The organism is Pseudomonas sp. WS 5021 (assembly GCF_012985535.1).
Taxonomy (GTDB): Bacteria; Pseudomonadota; Gammaproteobacteria; order Pseudomonadales; family Pseudomonadaceae; genus Aquipseudomonas.
Genome location: NZ_JAAQWP010000001.1, coordinates 1,057,133 through 1,080,114, shown reverse-complemented (window position 1 = coordinate 1,080,114; position 22,982 = coordinate 1,057,133). Strand labels below are relative to the sequence as shown.

The 22,982-nt window shown below is 61.0% G+C and carries 22 protein-coding genes; 8 read left to right on the top strand and 14 right to left on the bottom strand.

What is annotated here, in order from left to right; genetic code table 11:
• Positions 1-10: 10 nt before the first annotated feature.
• The 4 genes from HBO19_RS05030 to HBO19_RS05015 form a co-directional block, all read right to left on the bottom strand.
• On the bottom strand, positions 11-1,678 hold the full coding sequence (locus HBO19_RS05030; RefSeq protein WP_169956806.1) for an AMP-binding protein: 1,668 nt from the start codon (positions 1,676-1,678) through the stop codon (positions 11-13).
• Positions 1,679-1,901: 223 nt separating this feature from the next.
• Positions 1,902-2,351 carry a phosphohistidine phosphatase SixA gene (sixA, locus tag HBO19_RS05025; protein ID WP_169956804.1) on the bottom strand — a complete coding sequence of 150 codons (450 nt, stop codon included), beginning with the start codon at positions 2,349-2,351 and terminating at the stop codon, positions 1,902-1,904.
• Complete coding sequence (locus HBO19_RS05020; protein ID WP_038447121.1) at positions 2,348-2,695, bottom strand: DUF4389 domain-containing protein; 348 nt, start codon at positions 2,693-2,695, stop codon at positions 2,348-2,350. The genes sixA and HBO19_RS05020 overlap by 4 nt, the downstream gene beginning before the upstream one ends.
• A gap of 10 nt (positions 2,696-2,705) precedes the next feature.
• On the bottom strand, positions 2,706-3,731 hold the full coding sequence (locus HBO19_RS05015; protein WP_169956803.1) for an NAD(P)H-dependent glycerol-3-phosphate dehydrogenase: 1,026 nt from the start codon (positions 3,729-3,731) through the stop codon (positions 2,706-2,708).
• Between the two features lie 195 nt (positions 3,732-3,926).
• Between HBO19_RS05015 and HBO19_RS05010 the strand changes: the two genes are divergently transcribed.
• The 5 genes from HBO19_RS05010 (at position 3,927) to fabB (ending at position 10,875) form a co-directional block, all read left to right on the top strand.
• Positions 3,927-6,047, top strand: coding sequence for a TonB-dependent receptor (locus HBO19_RS05010; protein ID WP_169956801.1), 2,121 nt, complete (start codon positions 3,927-3,929; stop codon positions 6,045-6,047).
• Between the two features lies 1 nt (position 6,048).
• The gene (locus tag HBO19_RS05005) at positions 6,049-6,981 is read left to right on the top strand and encodes an ABC transporter substrate binding protein (protein ID WP_262381072.1); all 933 of its coding nucleotides are present in this window, start codon (positions 6,049-6,051) and stop codon (positions 6,979-6,981) included.
• The gene (locus tag HBO19_RS05000) at positions 6,978-8,879 is read left to right on the top strand and encodes an ATP-binding protein (protein ID WP_170056985.1); all 1,902 of its coding nucleotides are present in this window, start codon (positions 6,978-6,980) and stop codon (positions 8,877-8,879) included. Before HBO19_RS05005 ends, HBO19_RS05000 begins: the two co-directional genes overlap by 4 nt.
• 248 nt (positions 8,880-9,127) lie before the next feature.
• Positions 9,128-9,643: a 3-hydroxyacyl-[acyl-carrier-protein] dehydratase FabA gene (gene fabA, locus HBO19_RS04995; RefSeq protein ID WP_003210552.1), complete on the top strand. Its 516-nt coding sequence runs from the start codon at positions 9,128-9,130 to the stop codon at positions 9,641-9,643.
• Between the two features lie 11 nt (positions 9,644-9,654).
• Complete coding sequence (gene fabB / locus HBO19_RS04990; protein WP_170042649.1) at positions 9,655-10,875, top strand: beta-ketoacyl-ACP synthase I; 1,221 nt, start codon at positions 9,655-9,657, stop codon at positions 10,873-10,875.
• Positions 10,876-11,059: 184 nt separating this feature from the next.
• Here fabB and HBO19_RS04985 read toward each other — a convergent pair whose 3' ends face one another.
• From HBO19_RS04985 to HBO19_RS04975, 3 genes are all read right to left on the bottom strand, one after another.
• The gene (locus tag HBO19_RS04985) at positions 11,060-12,685 is read right to left on the bottom strand and encodes a methyl-accepting chemotaxis protein (protein WP_169956502.1); all 1,626 of its coding nucleotides are present in this window, start codon (positions 12,683-12,685) and stop codon (positions 11,060-11,062) included.
• A 139-nt stretch (positions 12,686-12,824) separates the two neighbouring features.
• A complete protein-coding gene (locus tag HBO19_RS04980) occupies positions 12,825-13,289 on the bottom strand; it encodes a DUF3859 domain-containing protein (RefSeq protein WP_169956500.1) in 465 nt (154 codons plus the stop codon).
• A gap of 67 nt (positions 13,290-13,356) precedes the next feature.
• Positions 13,357-14,361: an amidohydrolase family protein gene (locus HBO19_RS04975; RefSeq protein WP_170056984.1), complete on the bottom strand. Its 1,005-nt coding sequence runs from the start codon at positions 14,359-14,361 to the stop codon at positions 13,357-13,359.
• 140 nt (positions 14,362-14,501) lie between these two features.
• On the opposite strand from HBO19_RS04975, the gene HBO19_RS04970 reads away from it, so the two are divergent.
• Positions 14,502-14,918, top strand: coding sequence for an OsmC family protein (locus HBO19_RS04970; RefSeq protein ID WP_170056983.1), 417 nt, complete (start codon positions 14,502-14,504; stop codon positions 14,916-14,918).
• Positions 14,919-14,982: 64 nt separating this feature from the next.
• On the top strand, positions 14,983-15,849 hold the full coding sequence (locus tag HBO19_RS04965) for a pirin family protein (protein WP_169956494.1): 867 nt from the start codon (positions 14,983-14,985) through the stop codon (positions 15,847-15,849).
• A 92-nt stretch (positions 15,850-15,941) separates the two neighbouring features.
• On the opposite strand, the gene HBO19_RS04960 is transcribed toward HBO19_RS04965, so the two are convergent.
• The 4 genes from HBO19_RS04960 to HBO19_RS04945 all read right to left on the bottom strand — a co-directional run bounded on the left by HBO19_RS04960 (position 15,942) and on the right by HBO19_RS04945 (position 19,669).
• On the bottom strand, positions 15,942-16,670 hold the full coding sequence (locus tag HBO19_RS04960) for a dienelactone hydrolase family protein (RefSeq protein WP_170056982.1): 729 nt from the start codon (positions 16,668-16,670) through the stop codon (positions 15,942-15,944).
• Positions 16,671-16,737: 67 nt separating this feature from the next.
• Complete coding sequence (gene htpG / locus HBO19_RS04955; RefSeq protein WP_169956490.1) at positions 16,738-18,642, bottom strand: molecular chaperone HtpG; 1,905 nt, start codon at positions 18,640-18,642, stop codon at positions 16,738-16,740.
• An 89-nt stretch (positions 18,643-18,731) separates the two neighbouring features.
• Complete coding sequence (locus HBO19_RS04950) at positions 18,732-19,196, bottom strand: PaaI family thioesterase (protein ID WP_169956488.1); 465 nt, start codon at positions 19,194-19,196, stop codon at positions 18,732-18,734.
• Positions 19,193-19,669 (bottom strand): PaaI family thioesterase, encoded by a 477-nt coding sequence (locus HBO19_RS04945; protein ID WP_169956486.1) that lies wholly within the window; start codon positions 19,667-19,669, stop codon positions 19,193-19,195. Before HBO19_RS04945 ends, HBO19_RS04950 begins: the two co-directional genes overlap by 4 nt.
• 158 nt (positions 19,670-19,827) lie before the next feature.
• On the opposite strand from HBO19_RS04945, the gene HBO19_RS04940 reads away from it, so the two are divergent.
• Positions 19,828-20,079, top strand: coding sequence for a hypothetical protein (locus HBO19_RS04940; RefSeq protein WP_029292691.1), 252 nt, complete (start codon positions 19,828-19,830; stop codon positions 20,077-20,079).
• Positions 20,080-20,152: 73 nt separating this feature from the next.
• On the opposite strand, the gene HBO19_RS04935 is transcribed toward HBO19_RS04940, so the two are convergent.
• The 3 genes from HBO19_RS04935 to brnQ all read right to left on the bottom strand — a co-directional run bounded on the left by HBO19_RS04935 (position 20,153) and on the right by brnQ (position 22,804).
• Entirely contained in the window at positions 20,153-20,554 is a 402-nt protein-coding gene (locus tag HBO19_RS04935; protein WP_169956484.1) for an MAPEG family protein, read from the bottom strand.
• A complete protein-coding gene (locus HBO19_RS04930; protein WP_169956482.1) occupies positions 20,551-21,291 on the bottom strand; it encodes a DUF599 family protein in 741 nt (246 codons plus the stop codon). Before HBO19_RS04930 ends, HBO19_RS04935 begins: the two co-directional genes overlap by 4 nt.
• Positions 21,292-21,490: 199 nt before the next feature.
• Positions 21,491-22,804 carry a branched-chain amino acid transport system II carrier protein gene (gene brnQ / locus HBO19_RS04925; RefSeq protein ID WP_170056981.1) on the bottom strand — a complete coding sequence of 438 codons (1,314 nt, stop codon included), beginning with the start codon at positions 22,802-22,804 and terminating at the stop codon, positions 21,491-21,493.
• Positions 22,805-22,982 lie beyond the last annotated feature (178 nt).

Here is a 22,982-nt window from a genome sequence, read left to right as displayed (position 1 = left end):
TATTGAATGCTCAATCCTGCCACAGCACCGCCTCGGAGCGCGCGCTCCAGGCCTGGAACTGTGGACCGTAGGTTGACTCGATCACGTTGCGCTTGATCTTCAGGGTCGGCGTCAGAAAGCCGTTTTCCACGGCCCAACTGTCTTTCACCACCACCAGTTGACGCAAGCGCTCATGTTTATCCAGCACCTGGTTGACCTCCTCCAGCAGGCGCTCCAGGCTGCCGTGCAAGGATTGCCGGGCCTCGCTGGCCGCCTCTTGCAGACCCACCGCAGACAGCACGCACAAGCCCATCGGCGCGCTCAGGCCATCGCCGACCACGCACACCTGCTCGATGCGCCCGTGCTCCGCCAGGCGGTTTTCGATGGGCGCCGGGGCCACGTACTTGCCCTTGCTGGTCTTGAAGATTTCCTTGAGGCGCCCGGTCAGGCGCAAGCGGCCTTCGGCATCCTGCTCGCCCTTGTCGCCGGTACGCAGGAAGCCGTCCTCGGTGAGGGTCTCGGCGGTCTTCTGCGGGTCCTTGAAGTAGCCGAGCATGGTCGCGCCGCTGCGTACCTGGACTTCGCCAGCCGGATCGATGCGCACCTCCACGTCCGGGCATGGCAGGCCGATCCAGCCGATCTTCTGCTGGCCGGGGCGACAGACGTGGGAGTAACCACAACTTTCGGTCATGCCATACACCTCCAGCACGTCCAGGCCCAGGCGCTGGTACCAGCGCAGCAGCGCCTCGGGCACCGGCGCGGCACCGGACAGGGCCACCCGGACCGCGTCCAGCCCGAGGCCGGCAAGGACCTTGTGGCCGACACGTTTTCCGATAAATGGCAGGCGCAGCAGCAGGTCCAGGCGTTTTTCCGGGATTTTGCCGTACACCCCCATCTGGAATTTGGTCCAGATCCGCGGCACGCCGAACAGGGCCGTGGGCCGGGCGCGTTGCAGGTCGGTGAGGAAGGTGTCGAGGCTTTCGGCAAAAAACACCGTTTGCCCGGTGTAGATCGCCGCCATCTCGACAAACATGCGCTCGGCCACATGGCACAGCGGCAGGTAAGACAGCAGGCGATCGCCCTCCCCCAGGCCGAACAGCTCGGTACCCCGGGTCGCCGCGAACGCCAGGCCGCCGAAGGTATGCATTACGCCCTTGGGCAGGCCAGTGGTGCCGGAGGTGTAAATGATGGTGGCCAGGTCCGTGGCCGCAGGCGCGGGGTCATCCTGGATCGGCGAGCAGGCTTGCAGGTCGGCCCAGGTGAAGTCGAACTCACCTTCGGGGCACAGCGGCAGGCTGATGGTCGCAAGCCCGGCCTTGATGCCTGGGGCCATGGCTGGCCAGTCGTCAAGCTTGCCGATAAACGCCAACGCGGCCTCGGAGTGCTCCAGCACATGGGCCACGGAATCGGCGGTGAGGTTGGGATACAGCGGGACCGAGACATGCCCGGCCATCCAGATCGCCAGGTCGGCGATGATCCAGTGCGCGCAGTTTTTCGAGATCAGGGCAATGTGCGAGCCCTGGGGCAGCTCCCGCGCGCGCAGCCAATGGGCGGCACAACGGGCCTGGTGACCGGCTTCGCCCCAGGTGAGCGTCTGCACCTCGCCGCCGCCCAGGGGCTGGACCAGAAAGCGCTGGCGCGGATGGCGCGCCTCACGTTCAAAGAAGACCTGCAGCGGCAAACGAAAAGCGACAGACATGGGACGCGCTCCTGTGTGTTCCGATGGTAGCCAACCAAGCACTTGCTTGGTGGACTATTCCATGCACAAAGGAGCACTGCAAGTTCCTTACTGACACAACACAAATAAGTGTGGGAGCGAGCTTGCTCGCGAATGCGCAGTGTCAGCCAATATATTCATTGACTGATACACCGTATTCGCGGGCAAGCTCGCTCCCACAGGTGATTGTGTCGTGCCTGAAAAATCAGGGTTTTTTGACGCTATTGAGGCTCATCAGCCCCGCCAACGGAAAGTCCCCTTCCAGCTCCGCCAGGCTGGCGGTGTGCATCGGTTGCGGCTGGCGCTGGTGGCCGTGCTGCAAAAAGCTGATCAGGTTGCCCACCAATGGCTGATGGCTGACCAGCAGCACACTGTCATCGGTGTCGAGTTTTTCCAGCACTTGCAGGGGGTTGCCGTCCGGCGTCAGCCACGGCACGGTGCGGATTTCTGGCACAAACCCCAGCGCCTCACGCACCAACTGTGCAGTCTGCTGCGCCCGCGCATAAGGGCTGGCAATGATTGCGCTGATGGGTTGGCCGATCAGGTGCGCGGCGCTGTGCAGCACTTCTTCGCGGCCCCGCTCGGTCAGGTTGCGCTGGGCGTCGCTGGACGCATGGGACTCGGCCTCTCCGTGGCGCAATATCCACAGTTTCATAGCTTGGGCTCTTCATCGCGCACCGGGTGCGGGGCTGGCGGCACGCTGTGGGCGGCCTCGCCTTCCGGAGCGCGCGGGGTTGGCCAATCAGCGAAGGGCCAGGGTTTCTGCTCGCTGTGGAAGCTGCCAAAACGGCCAATCTGCGCGAGGAACTGGCTGAGGCTGTCGCCAAAGTTCATCAGGCCCAGGTTCGGTGCGCCGTAGATCAGGCGGTAGATCAACTGCACCACCACCAACGCCCCGAGGATGAACTGCGCCACTTGCCAGACCAGGGCAAACACCAGCATCCACAGGATGCGCAGGACAATGGATTCATACTTGGGTGCTGTTTTCGGATCGTTCATCGCGCGTTCCTCAGTTGAAACCACTGGTGGAAATAAAGTCGACATCGGTCTTGGGTTCGGCACGCATCAGCAACTCGATGACCTGGTTCAAGGTGCGCCCTTCGAACAGGATCGCGTGCAGGCCGGCGACCAACGGCATATAGACCCCGGTCTCCTGGGCCTTGGCCTTGAGCACCTTCAAGGTGTTGACCCCTTCGGCCACTTCACCCAGGCGGGTGACGGCATCTTCCAGGCTCAAGCCCTGGCCCAGGGCAAAACCCACTTGGTAGTTGCGGCTTTTCGGCGACGAGCAAGTGACGATCAGGTCGCCCACCCCGGCCAGGCCGAGGAACGTCATGGGGTTGGCGCCCTGGTTGACCGCAAAGCGGGTCATTTCCGCAAGCGCGCGGGTGATCAGCATGCTCTTGGTGTTTTCCCCCATGCCCAGGGCCACCGCCATGCCGGCGATGATGGCGTAGACGTTTTTCAACGCACCGCCCAGCTCCACGCCAAAGCGATCGGCACTGGCATAGACACGGAAGGTGCGGCCATGCAGCACCGCCTGCACCTGTTCGCACAGGGCCTCGTCTTCACTGGCGACCACGGTGGCGGTCAAGGCGTGTTCGGCCACTTCCCGCGCCAGGTTCGGCCCGGAGAGCACGCCAATACGGGCCTGGGGCGCGATGTCCTCGAGGATTTCGCTCATCAGCTTGAAGGTCTGGGCCTCGATGCCTTTGGTCAGGCTGACCAGCATCTTGCCCGCCAGCCGCTCGGCATGGGGCGCCAGCACCGAGCGCAGGGCGCTGGAAGGCAGCGCGACGAAGCACAGGTCGCAGTCATCCAGGGTGGCCTGCAGGTCCGTGACCGGCGTGACCGCCGCATGAATCTTGATGCCCTTGAGGTAACGGGGGTTTTCCCGGTTGACCCGGATGGCCTCGGCCTGTTCGGGATCGCGCATCCACTGACGCACCTGATGGCCGTTCTCGGCCAGCAGATTAGCCACGGCGGTACCAAAACTTCCGCCTCCCAGGACCGCAATTGGGCGCTGTTCAGTCATATGCAATCCGTTAATCCATAGCAGTGGCGATGGCGGCATTATACGGGCCGGCCCGATGGCGGCCAGCCCTTCCGTAATTTCCCGCGATTGTCGGAAAATGGCCGGATAGACCACAGTAATTGCGATAGCGCCGACTGGCAAAAGCGCCCGCCTCAGTTAACATGGGCGGCTATCCGCAATTATCAAGGCCGTGCCGTGTATTTGGGCCCTCCTCCTCGTTCATCTGTGTTTCTGGCGCTGCTGGTCAGTACGCCATTGCTGGCCGACGATCTGTTCCTCGACAACCAACCGCTGCCCCAGGTCCTCACGGCGACCCGGCTCAAGCAGTCGGCCGCCGCCGTGCCTGGCAGCATGACGGTGATCGACAGCGAACTGATCAAGGCCAGCGGCGCGCGGGATATCGCCGAGTTGCTGCGCCTGGTGCCGGGGATGATGGTGGGCTACACCTCGGGCAACCAGGCTGCCGTCAACTATCACGGCACCAATGCCAGCGAAGCACGGCGCATGCAGGTGCTGATCGATGGCCGCTCGGTGTACCGCGCCGGCCTCGCCACGGTGGACTGGAGCGATATTCCGGTGGCCATGGAGGATATCGAGCGGATCGAGGTGTTCCGTGGGCCCAATACCGTCAGCTACGGCGCCAATGCGCTGATGGCAGTGGTCAATATCCTCACCCGCTCGCCGGCCAACAGCCTGGGCACCCGGATGAAAATGACCCGGGGCGAGCGCGGCATCAATGATTGGTATGCCAGCCAGGGCCTGGGCTGGGACACCGGCAACCTGCGGCTGTCGCTGTCCGGGCAACAAGACGACGGTTTTGACAGCGACCGGGTGGGTGCCGACTACCGCGATAGCCGGCGCCTCAACCGCTTCAGCCTGAAAGTCAGCCAGACCCTCGACCAGCAGCAAAGCATCGACTGGCAGATCAACGCCAAGGAAGGGACCAACCAGCGGCCGTACACCTACAAGCCGGTGTTTGCCGGGATTACCGATGGTGGGACTGATTCCGACGTCAGCGCCAAGGACTACGCCGCCTCCCTGCGCTGGAACTTCGACTTCAATCCCGACCACAGCTTGTATATCCAGGGTTCGGCGCAGCAGTGGGATCGCCGCCAGGTGTGGAAAGCCTGTGACGCCAAGGTCTCGTTCAGCCCGCAGTTGACACAGTTGTGGCAAATGAACCCCAACTACGCTGAAAAGTTGGCGCGGCACATGCAGGATTACCAGGGCGGCACTCCACCGCAGGGTTCCGCTGCCGAGCAGGCGCTGGCCCAAGAGGTCATCGAACAGTGGAATCAAGGCGGCAAGGAAAGCGTCTGCGGCAACATCGACCAAAGCACCAAGGAAAGTCGCTACGACCTGGAAGTACAGGACACCCTGAGCCTGTCCGACAGCCTGCGCCTGGTCAGCGGCATGAATTACCGCTACGACCGCGCCGACTCCGACACCTACTTCAATGGCCGGCTGGACGACACCACCTGGCGCCTGTTCGGTCATCTGGAATGGCGCGCCAGCGAACACTGGCTGTTGCAGGGCGGGGCGATGTACGAAAGCACCCAATTGAGCGGCAATTCGCTCACGCCCAGGGTCGCGGTCAACTACCTGATCAATCCGCGCCATGGGCTGCGCGCGGTGTACTCCGAGGCCATCCGCTCGCCGGACATGTTCGAGAACAATGTGAACTGGAGCTACCGGGTCACCAACCTCAGTTCCCCCGTGTACGGGCAGAACTCCGGGCAGTATTTCGTCAAGACCCGGGGCCCGGGCGACCTCGACAAGGAGCTGATGCGCTCCCGGGAGCTGGGCTACAACGGTTTTTTTGCCGACATTGGGCTGAACCTCGACGTCAAGCTGTTCTATGACGAAATCACCGGCATGATCAGCGAGCCCTTGCGCAACAACCAGTACATCGCCAGCAACAGTAACAGCTCGCGTTTTACCGGGACCGAGACCCAGCTGGACTGGCACTTGAGTACCGCCGACCGACTGCGCCTGACCTATGCTTACGTGGATGCCGACGCCAGCAACGCGCTGGACCGCCAACAGACCGCACGCAACAGCGGCTCGGCCGGCTGGATGCGCGAGTGGGGGCAAGGCTGGTCCAGCGCGCTGTTCTATTATGGCAACGATGCACTCAATCAATATCGCTTTGAACGGGTCGACATGCGAGTCGCCAAACGCATCGCTCTGGGCAAGGCCAACCTGGAGCTGGCCGGCATGCTGCAACAACGCCTCGACCACCAGCCCACCACCCAGGTCGACAATAACTACGACCAGCGCCACGTCCTCTACTTCAGTGCGGAGTTAGAGTTCTGACATGAACCCTGCCCAGTCACGGATGACCGCCCTCTTCGGCGCCAGGTTCTGGCGCCGCTGCCTGCTGCTCGCCAGCCTGGCATTGGCCAAGCCCGTGTGGAGCGCCGAAATCCTGCTGACCGCCGCCGAGGATGGCCCCGGCGTGCAGGCATTCACCCAGGCCCTGCGCGAGCAACGCCCTGCCGATAGCGTCACCTTCAAGGCCCTGCAAGACATGCCCGCCCCTGGCCAACTGCCGAGCAGCACCCGCCTGGTCCTGCTGGACCCGCCCAGCCTCGACTGGCGCCTGCAGGATCCCCAGGGCCCGGCCACCCTGGTGCTGCGTATCAGTCGCCTGCAAGCCCGCGAGCGCCTGGGCAACCATGTGCCTGGCAAGATCAGCCTGCTGTGGAGCGACCCGCCCCTGGACCGGCAGTTGCGTCTGATCGCCAATATCCTGCCCCAGGCCCGGCGTATCGGCGTGCTGTACGGCAGCGAAAGCGAATTCCTGCTGCCAGAGTTGCGCCAGCATGCGTCGGCCCAGGGCCTGGAAATCGTCGCCCAGCACTGGGACAACATTAATGACAGTCGGCCGCTGCTGAACCTGTTCAAAAACAGCGATGTGTTGCTGGGGCTGGATGATCCGCAGCTGTACAACCCAAAGACCGTGAAAAACCTGCTGCTGAGCAGCTACGCCAGGCAGTTGCCACTGATCGGGCCCAACGCCGGCTTCGTACGGGCCGGCAGCCTGGCCAGTACCTACAGCGACCAGGCCGACTGGCTGGATGTACTTGACCGCCTGCTCGATCGCCCGCCGGCCAGTTGGCCGCGCTCGCTGTACCCGGAACACTTCAAAGTCGTGGGCAACCCGCAAGTGGCGCGCTCGCTGGGGATCGAACAGGTGGATGAGACCGCCGTCGCGACCCGATTGGCCGAAGGGGAGAAACACCCATGACCTTGCGTCGCCGCTGGGATATCAACACCCGCACCCAGATCATCACCCTGGGCCCGGCCCTGTTGCTGACGTTGCTGCTGATCAGCTTCTTTACCTTCGTGCGGATCCAGGATCTGCGCCAGGAACTGGACCACACCGGCCAACTGATCGCCAACCAACTGGCCCCGGCCACCGAGTACGGGGTGATCTCGGGCAACAACGACGTGCTCGACAGCCTGCTGCGGGCGACCCTGGCCACGCCGCACGTGCGCTTCCTGGAAATCCAGGACAGCGCGGAAAACATCCTGGTGTATGTGGAGCAGCCATCGGAAAAGCACGACCGCTCGCTGTCGGTGAAAATCTTCCAGGCGCCGATCCGTCTGCAGCATATCCAGCTGGGCAACGATTTTTTCCAGGACAGCACCGCGCAATCCAAAGCGCCACGGGCCGACTACCTGGGGCGGGTGATCGTCGGCATGTCCAATGACGCCTTCAGCCAGCGCCAGCAGGAAATCCTCTTCAAGGCCGCGATCCTCGCCCTGTTTGCCCTGCTCTTTACCTTCCTGCTGGCGCGGCGCCTGGCCGCCAGCCTGTCGCAGCCGATCAGCGCCATGGGCCATGCGGTCAAGGCGATCCAGCAGGGTGACTACAGGGCCCCGCTGCCGATTGTCGACGACTCGGAGTTGGGCGATCTGTCCCGGCATATCAACAACCTTGCCGAAGGCCTGCACCACGCCAGCCGCGAACAGCAGCAGGCCATGGCCCAGTTGATCCAGACGCGCGAGGAAGCCGAGCGTGCCAACAGCGCAAAATCCGACTTCCTGGCGATGATGAGCCACGAACTGCGCACGCCGATGAATGGTGTGCTGGGCATGCTGCAACTGCTCGAAACCACATCCATGACAGACGAGCAGACCGAGTACGCCGCGCTGGCCTCGGAGTCCACCGAGCACCTGCTCAAAGTCATCAACGATATCCTCGACTTCTCGCGTATCGAACGTTCGGCCCTGGAGCTTGAACATATCCCGTTCAACCTGGTGGACCTGATCAACAGTTGCGCCCAGGCCTTCCAGCACAGTGCCATACAGCGCGGGCTGGTCCTGGAACTGCCGATCCCGCCGGGCATGGAGGCGTTGCGCGTGCAGGGCGACCCGACGCGGATCCGGCAGATCCTGGTGAACCTGATCGGCAATGCGCTGAAATTCACCGAGCAGGGCACGGTCAGCGTCGAGCCCAACTGGCAGACCCTGGACCATGAACTGCTGTGGTTCACCTGCACCGTGCGCGACACCGGGATTGGCATCTCGGCCGAGCGCCTGGAACTGATGTTCGATGCTTTTCAACAGGCGGACAGCTCTATCTCCAGGCGTTACGGCGGCACCGGCCTGGGCCTGCCGATTGCCCGCACCCTGGCCGAGCGCATGGGCGGCACCTTGCGCGCCAAGAGCGAAGAAGGCCTGGGGTCGGTGTTCACCCTGGAAATCCCCCTGGCGATCTACCAACAGAGCCTGCCGCAGATCGCCGCAGCCACCCAGCACAAAGCCAGTGCCGGTGAAGGTCGCAATGTGTTGCTGGTGGAGGACAACCCGGTCAACCGCACGGTGGTCCAAGCCATGCTGCGCAGCCTGGGGTTCGAGGTGAGCATCGCCACCGATGGCGCCGAAGCGATTCGCAGTGCCGAAAGCCTGATTTTCACGGCGATCCTGATGGATTGCCGGCTACCGGTGATCGACGGCTATGAAGCCACCCGCCAGATTCGCCAATTGCCCGGCTGCGCCGACCTGCCGATCATTGCCCTGACAGCCAATGCGTTACAGGGCGATCGCGAGGCGTGCCTGGCCGCTGGAATGAACGATTACCTGGCCAAGCCGTTCAAACGCACGGATTTGCAGCAAATCCTACAGCGCTGGGTGCATTAGATCAGCACCATCAGCCAACTGCGACTGGCGTGAAACACGAAAGTGCGGCAGTCTTAGGCACCCGAGCGGGCCTATAAATGAGTCCGGTTTAAAATTTCAGTGCACAAGTGTACATTCATGTCCTTGATGCTGTGACTTTCACTACAACGCAATAGTCTACCTGTAGGCTGCCGACGTGAGGCAAGCACGCTTCAGTCGGTCGGGAAGATTTACCCGGCCCTGCCGCATGGGATTATTGAGGAGCTCGCATGACCAAACAAAACGCCTTTACCCGGGAAGACCTGCTGCGCTGCAGTCGCGGTGAGCTGTTCGGCCCAGGTAACGCGCAACTGCCCGCCCCTAACATGCTGATGGTGGATCGCATCACCCATATCAGCGAAGAGGGTGGCAAGTACGGCAAAGGTGAATTGGTCGCCGAGCTGGATATCACCCCGGACCTGTGGTTCTTCGCCTGCCATTTCGAAGGTGACCCAGTGATGCCAGGCTGCCTGGGCCTGGATGCCATGTGGCAACTGGTCGGTTTCTACCTCGGCTGGCAAGGCCTGCCGGGCCGCGGTCGCGCCTTGGGTTCGGGCGAAGTGAAGTTCTTTGGCCAGGTCCTGCCGACCGCCAAGAAAGTCACCTACAACATTCAAATCAAGCGCGTCCTCAAGGGCAAGCTGAACCTGGCCATTGCCGACGGTTCGGTGACTGTCGACGGTCGCGAGATCTACACCGCCGAAGGCCTTCGCGTCGGCGTGTTCACTTCCACTGACAACTTTTAAGGGTTATCCGCATGCGCCGCGTCGTTATCACTGGTCTGGGCATCGTTTCGTGCCTGGGCAATGACAAAGAGACCGTCTCCGCTAACCTGCGTGCAAGTCGCCCTGGCATCCGCTTCAACCCGGAATATGCCGAAATGGGTCTGCGTAGCCAGGTTTCCGGCTCCATCGACCTCCCCCTCGAAGAACTGATCGATCGCAAGATCTATCGCTTCGTTGGCCACGCCGCAGCTTATGCCTACCTGGCCATGAAAGACGCAATCGCCGACTCCGGCCTGAGCGACGACCAGGTGTCCAACGTACGCACCGGCCTGATCGCAGGCTCCGGTGGCGCGTCGACCTTGAACCAGATGGAAGCGCTGGACATCCTGCGCGAGAAAGGCGTCAAGCGCGTTGGCCCGTACCGCGTCACGCGGACCATGGGCAGCACCGTTTCCGCATGCCTGGCCACGCCATTCCAGATCAAGGGCGTGAACTACTCGATCTCCTCCGCCTGCGCCACCAGTGCTCACTGCATTGGTACTGCGGTCGAGCAGATCCAGCTGGGCAAGCAAGACATCGTATTCGCCGGTGGCGGTGAAGAAGAACACTGGAGCCAATCGTTCCTGTTCGACGCCATGGGCGCGCTGTCCACCCAGTACAACGAAACCCCGGAAAAAGCCTCCCGTGCCTACGACGCCAAGCGTGACGGTTTCGTCATCGCCGGTGGTGGTGGCATGGTGGTGGTCGAGGAGCTGGAACACGCCCTGGCCCGTGGCGCGAAGATCTACGCGGAAATCGTCGGCTACGGCGCGACTTCCGACGGCTATGACATGGTTGCGCCAAGCGGCGAAGGTGCCATCCGTTGCATGCAGATGGCCATGTCCACCGTGGATACGCCAATCGACTACCTGAACACCCATGGCACCTCCACTCCGGTGGGCGATGCCAAGGAAATGGAAGGCGTGCGTGCGGTATTCGGCGACAAGGCTCCGGCCATCAGCTCCACCAAGAGCCTGTCGGGTCACTCCCTGGGCGCCGCCGGCGTTCACGAAGCGATCTACTGCCTGCTGATGATGGAAGGCAACTTCATGGCCGGTTCGGCCAACATCGAAGAGCTGGACCCAGCCGTGGCTGATATGCCGATCCTGACCAAGACCCGTGAAGATGCCACCATCAACACGGTCATGAGCAACAGCTTCGGCTTTGGCGGCACCAATGCCACCCTGGTGCTCAAGCGCTGGCAGGGTAAGTAATACCCCGCAGGTTGTGCTTATGAAAACGCCCCGACTGGTTCGGGGCGTTTTTTATTGGGCGGGGGGTTATTCAAGACCGAGTCGTCTTCATCGCAGGCAAGCCAGCTCCCACATTGATCGCATTCCAACTCAGTCAACTGTGGGAGCTGGCTTGCCTGCGATGGGGCCAACCCGGTTTAAAGCCCTACACCGAAAACCGCGCCACCATGGTGTTCAAATCCACCGCCAAGCGCGACAGCTCATGACTCGCCGCACTGGTCTGGTTCGCCCCCGCCGAGGTCTGCATCGCCAGGTCGCGAATATTCATCAGGTTGCGATCCACCTCCCGCGCCACCGCTGCCTGCTGCTCCGAGGCGCTGGCAATCACCAGGTTGCGCTCATTGATCAGGGTAAACGCCGAGGCAATCTCCTCCAGCGCAGTGCCCGCTGACTTGGCAATGTCCAGGGTCGCTCGCGCCCGACCGTTGCTCTGTTGCATGGCGCTGACCGCCTGATCGGTGCCCTGCTGAATCCCACCGATCATCTGCTCGATTTCCCGGGTCGATTGCTGGGTGCGATGGGCCAGGGCCCGCACTTCATCGGCCACCACCGCAAAACCACGCCCGGCCTCGCCGGCTCGCGCCGCCTCGATCGCCGCATTCAGCGCCAGTAGATTGGTCTGTTCGGCAATCGCGCGGATTACATCCAGCACCTTGCTGATGCCGTACACCTTCTGCGCCAGGTCCTCGACCTGGGTGGCGTTGGCGGTCACGTCGTCGGCCAGGGACTCAATCGACAGCACCGTCTGATGCACCTGCTCGCGCCCCTGCTGGGCAATGCGATCGGATTCGCGCGAGGCCTGGGAGGTAGCCACCGCGTTACTGGCCACCTCCTCCACCGCGGCGGTCATCTGATTGACCGCCGTGGCGGCCTGTTCGATTTCCTGGCTTTGCTGGTGCAGGCCACGGGTGGCGTCTTCGGTGACCGAACTGAGCTCCTCGGAAGCAGAGGCCAATTGGCTGGAGGATTGGGAAATACGCAGGATCGTCTCGCGCAGGTTTTCCTGCATGCTCTTGAGCGCCTGTTGCAGGCGCGCTGGCTCGTCCTTGCCGCTGACGGTGATCTCGCCGGTCAAGTCGCCGCTGGCCACCCCCTGGGCGACCCTCACCGACTGCGCCAGTGGCAATACGATGCTGCGGGTCAACAACACCGCCAGTCCCACGGTAATCAGCGCGGTCAGGGCAATCATGCCGATCACCCAGACTCGCGATTGACTGAACACTTGCTGGGCCAGGGTGGCCGCCTGGTTGGCGCTGACCTTGTTGAGGGTAACCAGTTCGCCGAGGGTGCCGGCCAACGCGTCGGCCAGGTGGTTCATCTCGCCGTTGACCACCTTGATCGCGTCTTCCACCTGGTTCTGCCGGGAAAACGCCATGACCTGCTCCTGGCGTTGCAGGTATTGCTGCTCCTCGAGCTTGAAGCGGTCGAACAGCACCCGCTCCTGGGGCAGGACGATCAGGGCATCGTACAGCGACTGCGCGTTGTGCAACTGCTTTTTGATATCGAGGATTTTCTGTTCATTCTGCGCCACTGCCTGTGGGTCGCGGTTGACCAACAGGCGCAAGGTCAAGGCCCGTACCCGCAGCAGGTCCTGATTCATTTCGCCGACGGCCATCACGCTGGGCAGCCAGTTGGTTTCCACCTGGTCCGACTGCGCACGCATATTGGCCATTTGCACCAAGGCGAACCCGCCGAGCACAAACACCATCAACGCCAACAATCCAAAACCCAGGCCTGCACGTGGAGCGATATTGAGACTTCGGATACTCATTGCTCGGACTCCTTCCAAGAGCGCTGCATCCACCTGCAGCGGGTTGCTCTTGAAAGGTATCGGCGTCTTCGACTTTTTGCGTAAGACGAAAACGCGATATCAAAACGCCTTTATCTGCCTAGCCCATGACTGTAGCGATTCAGCGCACGGTAAAGCTCTTCTGGGTCAGCAGGCGATCGCCCTGGAACACCATGAATCGCCACTCGCCCGGCACCACCTCGTGGCTTTCGGTGAACTCGTAGGCCATCACGTCCTGAGGCGCACCGGGCACCAGTTTCTGGGTCACTTCGAATTTGTCATGCCGCTGACCATCAGCCGTGCGGATGCCTGGGGTGAAATAGAGCAAGGTCAGCGGCGTGTCTTCGGCGACCTTGCCCAACAACTGATAACGCAGGCCGAACTTGGTGCCCAGCTTGGCCGGCACCACGGTAGTGGCCTGGATCTGTTCGTTGCTGCGGCGCAACACACGCTCGCCCGACTGCAACTCGGCTTTCGGGCCTTCGAACACGCCGAACTCTACCGGGCCTTCGATACGGACTTCGGCGCCAGCCAGGCCGCTGATCATCATCAATGCCGCCAGGGCGCTTAAACGGGTGAGGTGCATAGTGGGCTCCTTGAGTGAGATGGCGGGAGCTTATGACACCGGTATGACGGGACGATGACAAACCCGATCAGCGCGCCTTGGGCAAGATCGCCAGGAAATTGTCCCGTGCGACTTTTCGCGCGACGTCTTCAGGCAAGGCATCGAGGAAGGGATTGAAGCTGCGCATTTCCTTACCCAACTTATTGAACCGCCCTACAACATCAGACCCCAGCATAAAGCGCTCCGGGAAGCGCTCCACCAGTTTCAACCACTCCGGCCGGGGCTTTCCCGCATCGTCGAGCAAGTACGGCGTGAGCACGCTCCAGGACAGGTCGATGTACAGGTTGGGATACGCCTCAAGCATGCGGCTCAAGGTCGGCAACAGGAAATCCAACTGCGTCTGGTGCCGGTGGATTTCCATGCTGGTGCCGGCATGGGCCCAGATAAACCGGGTGTGCGGATGATTGCGCAGTGGTTCTTCGATTTCTGCCAGATACAGGGGGTTGCGTTCGCGCTTGGAGGTGATGTTGGAATGCACCAGTACTGGCAGGTCATTCTCGGCGGCCAGGTGATAGATGCGCGTCATGGCCTCGTTATTGGCCCGCGGCGTGTCACCGGAGGTCAGCGCGGTCAGGTCATCGTGGCGGGTGAACACTTCGCCGATGCCCTGCCACAGGCCCGGATAGAGGTCGAGCATGCGCTGGATATGGGCCTCGGAGTTCTTGTCATTGGGGTTGAAGCCGCTGAGGAACGGGTGCAAATGCTGGCGCTGCTCGGGGGCCAGCTTGCTGACCGCTGCGGCGACGATCACATCGGTGGCGCTGTACCAGTAGGCATCCGCGTCATCCCCGGCGTAATAGCGCGGGCGCTTGGGTTCGTCTTCATGCCATTTTTTCGCCACCGGGACGCCGGAAATCATCACATGCTCAATGCGATTGTCGGCCATGGCCTTGAGCAGCTTGTCCATGCCAGCTGTCTCCTGGAAGAAGTCGACGTAATGCAGGTGCGCGTCGCTGTAGGCATAGTCGCGGGCCTGTACGGCAAGGCTGCTGGCGGCAAGCAACAGGACGAGGGGCAGGCGGGTCCAGGGCACGGTAAAACCTCAACAGGGGATAAGTGCGGTAGACCTGCGACGGCGTGCCGGGGTTCATCCGATAAAAAACGCGGAACACTCAGGTGCCAGCATGCTCTATAACTGCATGACCTTCATCCTGCCACCTAGTGAGGCTTGCCATGCCTGTTATCGTCAATACGCTGAACACCGAGAACTTTCGCCATAGCGTCAACATCAATAACCATGAGCTGTTTACCGACCTGCCCAAGACCCTGGGTGGCGACGACTCGGCGCCCTCGCCCCACGATTACTTCGACGCGGCGCTGGCCTCGTGCAAGGCGCTGACCGTCAAGCTGTATGCGCAGAAAAAGGACATCCCCCTGACCGGTGTGACCGTGGAAGTCACCCACGAAAGCACCGAGGAACAAAAGGGCAAGTACAAGCTCAACGTCAAGCTGACCCTCAAGGGCGTGCTCACCGATGAGCAGCGCGCCGAGCTGCATCGCGTGGCCGACAAGTGCCCGGTGCATAAACTGATGACCACCGCCGAGATCAGCATCGAGACCCGGCTTGCCGAAGGCGCGTTCAGCCAATAACACCGATTCCCTGTCTGGCGGGTTATGCTCAAGCCCTACAAACCCGCTCAGACAGGGACGCTCCATGACCACCGTGACCGTGATTCGCCCGCGCGCCGAAGATGTCGAAGGCCAACCGATCCTGCGCCCGCTGCCCTCGCGGGAATGCCGCAGCGTCGGGCCTTTCGTGTTTTTCGACCATATGCTCCGAACCCGCTACGCCCCCGGCAGTGGCATGAATATCCGCCAGCATCCGCATATCGGCTTGTCCACTCTCACCTACCTGTTTGAAGGCGAACTGCTGCACAAAGACAGCCTCGGCTCCGATCAAGTGGTGCAGGCCGGTGATGTCAGCTGGATGACCGCCGGCAGCGCCATTGCCCACGTCGAACGCACACCCGACGCGCTCAAGGCCAAGGGGTTCGAGCTGCATGGCCTGCAGGTGTGGCTGGCCTCGCCCAAGGCACACGAGCAAGGGCCGGGGCATTACAGCCATCACCCTGCCAACAGCTTGCCGGTCAGTGACAACCTCGGCGTGGCGATCCGCATGATCGCCGGCAATGGCTTTTGCCTGGAATCACCGGTGCCGGTGCTGTCGCCGACGCTGTATGCCGAGGCTCATATGCAAACCGCCACCACCCTGCTGATTCCTGATGAGCATGAGGAACGGGCGGTGTATGTGCTCGACGGTGATGCGCAGTTGGATGGCGAACCTTTGGCAGTCCATAGCCTGGTGGTGTTGCCGGCGGGCCAGAGCATGACGCTGTTTGCCGAAACCGACTGCCATCTGGTGATCTTCGGCGGCGCGCCGCTGGATGGGCCTCGGCGGATCAACTGGAACTTTGTCGCCAGTGATCCGGCGTTGATCGAACAGGCTCGCCAGCGCTGGGCGGCTGGGGATTGGCCGACGGTGCCAGGGGAGACAGGGAGAATTGAGTTGCCTCTGAGATAGCTATCGCGGGCAAGCCCGCTCCCACACTTGGAATGCATTCCAAAATGTGGGAGCGGGCTGCCCGCGATGGGGCCAACTCAGGCGCTAAATATTCAGCCCTTGAACACTTCATCCAACAAATTATGCATCGCCTGGAACGCCCGCCCGGCAGTCTTGGCGTCGTACATCATCTTGCCCGGCACATTCGCCTGCGGGTCAGTGAACGAATGCACCGCGCCACCGTAGCTCAGCAATTGCCAATCCACCCCGGCCGCGTTCATCTCATCTTCAAAGGCAGGCAACTGCTCCTTGGGCACCAACGGGTCAGACGCACCATGCAGCACCAGCACCGAACCCTTGATGCGCTTGGCATCCGCCGGGTTTGGCGTGTCGAGGGTGCCATGGAACGACACCGCTGCCTTCAGCGACGCCCCGGTACGTGCCAGCTCCAGTGAACAGCAACCGCCAAAACAGAAGCCAAAGGTCGCCAGCTTCGAGGTATCGACCGCGGCTTCGGCCTGACCTTGCAGTTGCGCAAAAGCCGCCTGCATGCGCTTGTTCAGCAAGCCACGGTCATTTTTCAACGGCATCATCGCGGCGCCAGCTTCATCGCCATTGGACGGGCGCACCTGTTGCCCGTACAGATCGGCGATCAACACCACATAGCCCTTGCCGGCCACGGCCTTGGCGATCTCTTCGGCGCCTGCGCTGACGCCCATCCAGTTCGGCGCCATCAACAGGCCCGGCAGCGGGTCCGTGTGGCTGGCATCGAAGGCCAGGCGGCTTTCATAAGACTGGCCATCAATCTGATAGACCACGGAACGCACGGTGACTTGGCTCATCATTTTCTCCAGTTGATATGCACGAGAACGAAAAACCCCGCCGAAGCGGGGTTTTCTTGCAGCGTTGCTAAACCGACAGTTCAACCAACAGCTTGTTCAGTCGGCGCACGTAGGCGGCCGGGTCTTTCAAGCTGTCCCCTGCGGCCAGGGCCGCCTGGTCGAAGAGGATGTGCGACAGGTCGCCAAAACGCTCTTCACTCTGCTCGCCGTCGAGTTTCTCGATCAGCGGGTGAGCCGGGTTGAATTCGAAGATCGGCTTGGAATCCGGCACCTTCTGCCCGCTGGCCTCAAGGATCTGGCGCATTTGCATGCCCAGGTCCTGCTCGCCGATGGCCAGGATCGCCGGGGAGTCGGTCAGACGGTGGGAAACCCGCACTTCGCTGACGGCATCGCCCAGGGCGGTCTTGATGCGCTCAACCAGGCCTTCTTTGGCCTTGGCCACTTCTTCGGCTTCTTTCTTCTCTTCTTCGGAGTCCAGGTTACCCAGGTCCAGGTCACCACGGGCCACGTCGACGAAGGACTTACCGTCGAACTCGCTAAGGTAGCTCATCAGCCACTCGTCGATACGGTCGGTGAGCAGCAGCACTTCGATGCCTTTCTTGCGGAAGACTTCCAGATGCGGGCTGTTCTTGACCTGGGCGTAGGTTTCGCCGGTCAGGTAGTAGATCTTGTCCTGGCCTTCCTTGGCGCGCGCCAGGTACTCGGCCAGGGACACCACCTGCTCGCCGTCCTCGCCTTGAGTCGAGGCAAAACGCAGCAGGCCGGCGATTTTTTCCTTGTTGGCGAAATCTTCTGCCGGGCCTTCCTTCATGACCTGGCCGAAGTTTTTCCAGAAGCCCTTGTATTGCTCAGGCTCGTTCTTCGCCAGTTTTTCCAGCATGTCCAGCACACGCTTGGTCAGCGCCGACTTCATGGAATCGATGATCGGGTCTTTCTGCAGGATTTCCCGCGACACGTTCAGCGACAGGTCGTTGGAGTCAACCACGCCCTTGATAAAGCGCAGGTACAGCGGCAGGAAGGATTCCGCCTGATCCATCACGAATACGCGCTGCACATACAGTTTCAGGCCTTTCGGCGCTTCGCGCTGGTACAGGTCGAACGGAGCGCGGGCCGGGACGTACAGCAGCGAGCTGTATTCCAGCTTGCCTTCGACCTTGTTGTGGCTCCAGCTCAGCGGATTTTCGTAGTCATGGGCGATGTGCTTGTAGAACTCCTGGTACTCCTCGTCCTTGACCTCGGTACGCGGACGGGTCCACAGGGCGCTGGCGCGGTTGACCACTTCCCATTCCTGGGCAGGAGCCTCTTCGCCTTCGGCCGCCGCTTGTTCTTTCGGCAGTTCGATGGGCAGCGCGATGTGGTCGGAGTACTTCTTGATGATGTTGCGCAGGCGCCAGCCATCGGCGAATTCGTCTTCACCGGACTTCAGGTGCAGCACGATGCGGGTACCGCGATCAGCCTTATCGACGGTGGCGATTTCAAATTCGCCCTCGCCTTTGGAAGACCAGTGCACGCCTTCGCTGGCGTCGAGACCGGCGCGGCGGCTGAACACTTCAACTTTGTCGGCGACGATAAAGGCCGAGTAGAAGCCCACGCCGAACTGGCCGATCAGGTGCGAATCTTTCTTCTGATCGCCCGAGAGGTTCTTCATGAAGTCGGCGGTGCCGGATTTGGCGATGGTGCCCAAATGGGTAATCGCGTCTTCACGGCTCATGCCGATGCCGTTGTCTTCGAGCGTGACGGTCTTGGCGTCCTTGTCGAAGCTCACACGGATTTTCAGTTCTGCGCCACCTTCCAGCAACTCAGGCTTGGACAGGGCTTCGAAACGTAATTTGTCGACAGCGTCAGAGGCGTTCGAGATCAATTCGCGAAGGAAGATTTCCTTGTTGGAATACAGCGAATGGATCATGAGGTGCAGCAGTTGCTTCACCTCGGTCTGGAAGCCCAGGGTTTCCTTTTGAGTTTCCACACTCATGGTCATCAAACTCCAATTGGATGGCAGTGGCCGCGCCCTAGAGGGTTGGCGGCGGGTTGTCATCAAAGTTGGGGGCTAAGACCAGGATTTCAAGGGTGGCCCTGCTCCTGAATCTTGAAATGCGCGCGAGCGGTAGCGATGGGCTCGGCAGGGGTGCTCTGCCAGGCAGTGATCGCCACATTGGCCACCCGCCGTCCCTGGCGCCACACCTGGCAGGTTGCGTAGGTGTCGCGAAACTGCCCGGCCCGCAAGTAATCCAGGGAAAAATCGACGATCTTCGGCAGGCCTGTTTCAACCCGTGGGGTGCCTGTAGCCACCCATAGATGAAAGGCCGCCGACAACTCCATAAACCCTGCGATCACCCCGCCATGGATGGCCGGCAATATCGGGTTACCAATATTGTCCTTGTTCGCCGGCATGCGGAACAACAACTCATCCCCCAGTCGCGTGCACTCGACGCCGATCAGGCGGGCATAGGGAATCAACTCGAGCAACGCCTTATAGTCGCCGCGTTGGTGGGCCTGCTGCATCCGGGTCTTGAATTGATGGGTCATGCCTGTTCTCCCTTGATGCTACTGCCCAGCCCCTTGGTGCCCTTCAATCGCTTGCCCATGCGCATGAACGTGCCCACTACATGGGCAATCGGCTGCTGGGGATCGTCCTGGTAAGCAAAGCCCCGGGTGAAAATCACATCGGTGGTCACCCGATAACATTGGGCAAAGCCAAACACCGTCTTGTGCGGCTCGGCCGGGTGCATGTAGTCAATGCGCAGATCCAGGGTCGGGCAGACCTCGAACTCCGGCAGCACGCACAGGGTGGCCATGCCACAGGCGGTGTCCATCAGCGAGGTCAAGGCGCCGCCATGGATGATCCCGGTTTGCGGATCGCCGACGATCTGCGGGCTGTAGGGCAGGTACAAGGTCATGCCCTCGGTGTTTGCATCATGTACCTGGATCCCCAGCACCTGACAGTGGCGCAGGGCTGAGACAAAACGTGCGGCACGCTCTAAAAGGGGGCTATCGGTCATTGGATAAAGACTCTTATTAGTAGTGATCCGGCGAAACAAATACCCCGGAAGAAAGTTCCTTGGCAAAACGGCTTATATATCTGTGGGATTAAAGGAACTAATGCGTGCACCCCATGCTCGAAAGGCCAGTAGATATCTTCAATAAGGAGAAACACCCCATGCGCAAGACTTTCGCTGTTTCCTTGATGTTGGCTGCCGCCCTTGGCCTCGCTGCCTGCGATAAAAAATCCGAGGACAAAGCTCAGGATGCCAACCAGCATGCTGAACAAGCTCAGGAAAAAATGAGCGAAGCTCAGGATAAAGTGAACGACGCTGCAAAAGAAAACGCCGAAGCCGCCAAAGCCCAAGCTGAATCTGACGCTGCCGCCGCTAAAGAAGCTGCACCCGCTACACCTGCAACCGGTTCCTGATACCGCGGTTTAAATACCATGTTGCAAAAGAAAGCCCGCTTAATAGCGGGCTTTACTTTGCGCGAGACTTTTATCAGATCAGCAAAGTGCGAAATGTCGGACTAAGCATCAACAACAGCGAACACAGCAACCCCACCAGCCACACCAGGCTGCGTTGCCACGCCAAGTCCGCCCAATAACACGCAAGATAGACTACCCGCGCAATCACAAAGATGATCGCCAGCCAGTCAATCAGGTAGCCCTGGGTCTGGGTGGTATGGGCCATCAATACCCCCACCGCAAACAAAATAAACGCTTCAAAACTGTTTTGATGAGCAGCCACCGCCCGCGCGCCAAAGCCGGTCAGTTGTGCCTGTTGGTGGCGAGGCAGATGGTTGTCATACCCGCCCTGCTCTTTCATGGCCTTGCCCACCGGCATGCGCGCCACAAAAATCAGCAACGCGCTGATAAACACACACCAGAACGGAATACTCACGATGTTGCCTCCTTGTTCGCTTCAGGCATCGGTGCCTCTGTAGGGGTATAGACCATGACTTCCAGAACGTCGGAATGAAATTCACGCCGATACAACACCAGCACCACCCCGCTGCTCATCAGCATGAACAGCCAGGGGCTGACAAACCAGGCGAGCATGGTCATGCCGAAGTAATAGGAACGCAGGCCGAAGTTGAACTGGTTGGCGGCCATGGAAATCACCCGCGCCGCCCGCGAGGCAAACGCCTTGCGCTCCTGCTCGGAGACGTGGCGCTCACCGACCATCGGCGCCGAGCCAATCAGGATGGCGGCGAAGTTGTACTGGCGCATGCACCAACTGAAGGTAAAGAAGGCATAGACAAACACCAGGGCCAGGCACAGCAGCTTGATCTCCGACATGCCCTGGGACGCCTGCTGCACCATGGGAATGTCCGCCAGCAGCGACACCGCGCGCTCCGAGGCTCCCAGCACGGTGAGGATACCGGCGAGGATGATCAGGGTGCTGGAGGCAAAGAACGAGGCGTTGCGCTCCAGGTTGCCGATCACGCTGGCATCGGCGATGCGGTTGTCGCGCAGGAGCATGCGGCGCATCCAGTCTTCGCGATACAGGTGCAACACACTGGCGAGGCAGGCAGTGTCACGGGCTTTCCAACTGGCGTAGCGGGTGTATCCGCCCCAGCAGATGACAAACCACAGCGCAGCAAGCAGGTGGATCAGGTTGGCTTCGACAAATGACATGCGGGTCCTCTAAACAATAGGGCTGGCTCACTCGGACAATGTAGGGCTTGCCTGCTCCCACACTGACCGTGTTCCTGATCTGGAAAACTCATAACCCCTTCGACGTTAGCCCGCAAAAAAAGACACCGCCGAGCGCCCATAAAAAATGCCCCGGATCGATAGATACGGGGCATTTCGATGTCAGCGTGTAACGAACGCTTTAAGCGATGGCTTCGCTGCGCTTGCCGAGCATGCGGTCGACCCCGAATGCAGCCACCAGGGTGATCACACAAGGCACCAGCCAGGCCAGGCCTTGTTCGCTCAATGGCAGGTTCGCCATTTGAGTGGGCATCCAGCCAGCCAGGCCTGCGCCCTTGAGTGCGTCAATGGTGCCGAAGATGAACGAAACCAGCATCACAGGGCCAAGGATACGGCCATGCTCATGCCAGAAATCCTTGCAGAAACTCAGGGCGACCAGAACGATGCACGGCGGGTAGATCGCGGTCAGGACCGGGATCGAGAACGCGATCAGCTTGGTCAGGCCCAGGTTGGACACCAGCAGCGAGAATGCAGCGAGGATCACCACCAGGGTCTTGTAGGACAGTGGCAACACACGGCTGAAGTACTCGGCGCAGGCACAAGTCAGGCCCACGGCTGTTACCAGGCACGCCAGGGAGATCAGCACCGCGAGGAAGCCGCTGCCCAGGGAGCCGAAGGTATGTTGTACGTAGGCGTGCAGTACCGCTGCGCCGTTGGCTGCACCGGCGGCCACTTCATGGCTGCCCGAACCGAGGCGGAACAGGCTGATGTACACCAGCGCCAGGCCGAGGCCGGCAATCAGTCCGGCAATGATCGCGTAACGGGTGATCAGCTGTGGCGATTCGACGCCACGGGAGCGGATAGCGTTGACAATCACGATGCCAAACACCAGTGCGCCCAGGGTATCCATGGTCAGGTAACCATTGATAAAGCCCTGGGAGAACGGTGCGGCGACGTACTCTGGCGTAGCAACGCCAATATCACCCGCAGGCAGGGTAAAGGCTGCGATGCCCAAGACCGCCAGCGCGATGATCTTCAGCGGCGCGAGGAAGCGGCCGACGGTATCCAACAGGCGCCCTGGGTACAGGGAGATGAAGAACACCAGCAGGAAGTACACCGAGCTGTAGAGGAACAGTGCCAGCGGGCTTTCGCCGGTCAGTGGCGCCAGGCCGACTTCAAAGGAGACTGTTGCGGTACGTGGCGTGGCGAACAGCGGGCCGACTGCCAGGTAGCACGCTGCAGCCAGGATGCCACCGGCGACCTTGCCGATAGGGCTGCTCAATGCGTCCATGCCACCGCCGACCTTGGCCAGGGCGATGACCGTGACCACCGGCAGGCCGACTGCAGTGATCAGGAAGCCCAGCGCTGCCATCCAGACATGGGGCCCGGACTGCAAACCAACGATAGGCGGGAAGATGATGTTACCGGCGCCCACGAACAGCGCAAAAGTCATAAAGCCCAACGCCAGGATATCCTGGCCTTTCAACACTTTCATTTGAGGAAATACCACACTACTGAATCGGAATTTAGAGGGGGATTCCCTATGGATGAGGGAAATACTGCCGGCCCTTATGGGGACCGACCGGTCTAGCACGCGGCTTCCTTTTGGGATGCGGGCGCATAAAGAGGCGGCAAGAGTACCGAATTTGTCTGACAAACGCACTGTTGCAGGG

Coding starts and splice junctions, on each gene's coding strand:
- HBO19_RS04960 (WP_170056982.1), bottom strand. CDS start 16,670: ATGAGCCAAGTCACCGTGCGTTCCGTGGTCTATCAGATTGATGGCCAG.
- htpG (WP_169956490.1), bottom strand. CDS start 18,642: ATGAGTGTGGAAACTCAAAAGGAAACCCTGGGCTTCCAGACCGAGGTG.
- HBO19_RS05000 (WP_170056985.1), top strand. CDS start 6,978: ATGACCTTGCGTCGCCGCTGGGATATCAACACCCGCACCCAGATCATC.
- HBO19_RS04985 (WP_169956502.1), bottom strand. CDS start 12,685: ATGAGTATCCGAAGTCTCAATATCGCTCCACGTGCAGGCCTGGGTTTT.
- HBO19_RS05005 (WP_262381072.1), top strand. CDS start 6,049: ATGAACCCTGCCCAGTCACGGATGACCGCCCTCTTCGGCGCCAGGTTC.
- HBO19_RS04945 (WP_169956486.1), bottom strand. CDS start 19,669: ATGACCGATAGCCCCCTTTTAGAGCGTGCCGCACGTTTTGTCTCAGCC.
- HBO19_RS05020 (WP_038447121.1), bottom strand. CDS start 2,695: ATGAACGATCCGAAAACAGCACCCAAGTATGAATCCATTGTCCTGCGC.
- HBO19_RS04940 (WP_029292691.1), top strand. CDS start 19,828: ATGCGCAAGACTTTCGCTGTTTCCTTGATGTTGGCTGCCGCCCTTGGC.
- HBO19_RS04930 (WP_169956482.1), bottom strand. CDS start 21,291: ATGTCATTTGTCGAAGCCAACCTGATCCACCTGCTTGCTGCGCTGTGG.
- brnQ (WP_170056981.1), bottom strand. CDS start 22,804: ATGAAAGTGTTGAAAGGCCAGGATATCCTGGCGTTGGGCTTTATGACT.
- sixA (WP_169956804.1), bottom strand. CDS start 2,351: ATGAAACTGTGGATATTGCGCCACGGAGAGGCCGAGTCCCATGCGTCC.
- HBO19_RS04965 (WP_169956494.1), top strand. CDS start 14,983: ATGACCACCGTGACCGTGATTCGCCCGCGCGCCGAAGATGTCGAAGGC.
- HBO19_RS05015 (WP_169956803.1), bottom strand. CDS start 3,731: ATGACTGAACAGCGCCCAATTGCGGTCCTGGGAGGCGGAAGTTTTGGT.
- HBO19_RS04980 (WP_169956500.1), bottom strand. CDS start 13,289: ATGCACCTCACCCGTTTAAGCGCCCTGGCGGCATTGATGATGATCAGC.
- HBO19_RS05030 (WP_169956806.1), bottom strand. CDS start 1,678: ATGTCTGTCGCTTTTCGTTTGCCGCTGCAGGTCTTCTTTGAACGTGAG.
- fabB (WP_170042649.1), top strand. CDS start 9,655: ATGCGCCGCGTCGTTATCACTGGTCTGGGCATCGTTTCGTGCCTGGGC.
- HBO19_RS04950 (WP_169956488.1), bottom strand. CDS start 19,196: ATGACCCATCAATTCAAGACCCGGATGCAGCAGGCCCACCAACGCGGC.
- HBO19_RS04970 (WP_170056983.1), top strand. CDS start 14,502: ATGCCTGTTATCGTCAATACGCTGAACACCGAGAACTTTCGCCATAGC.
- fabA (WP_003210552.1), top strand. CDS start 9,128: ATGACCAAACAAAACGCCTTTACCCGGGAAGACCTGCTGCGCTGCAGT.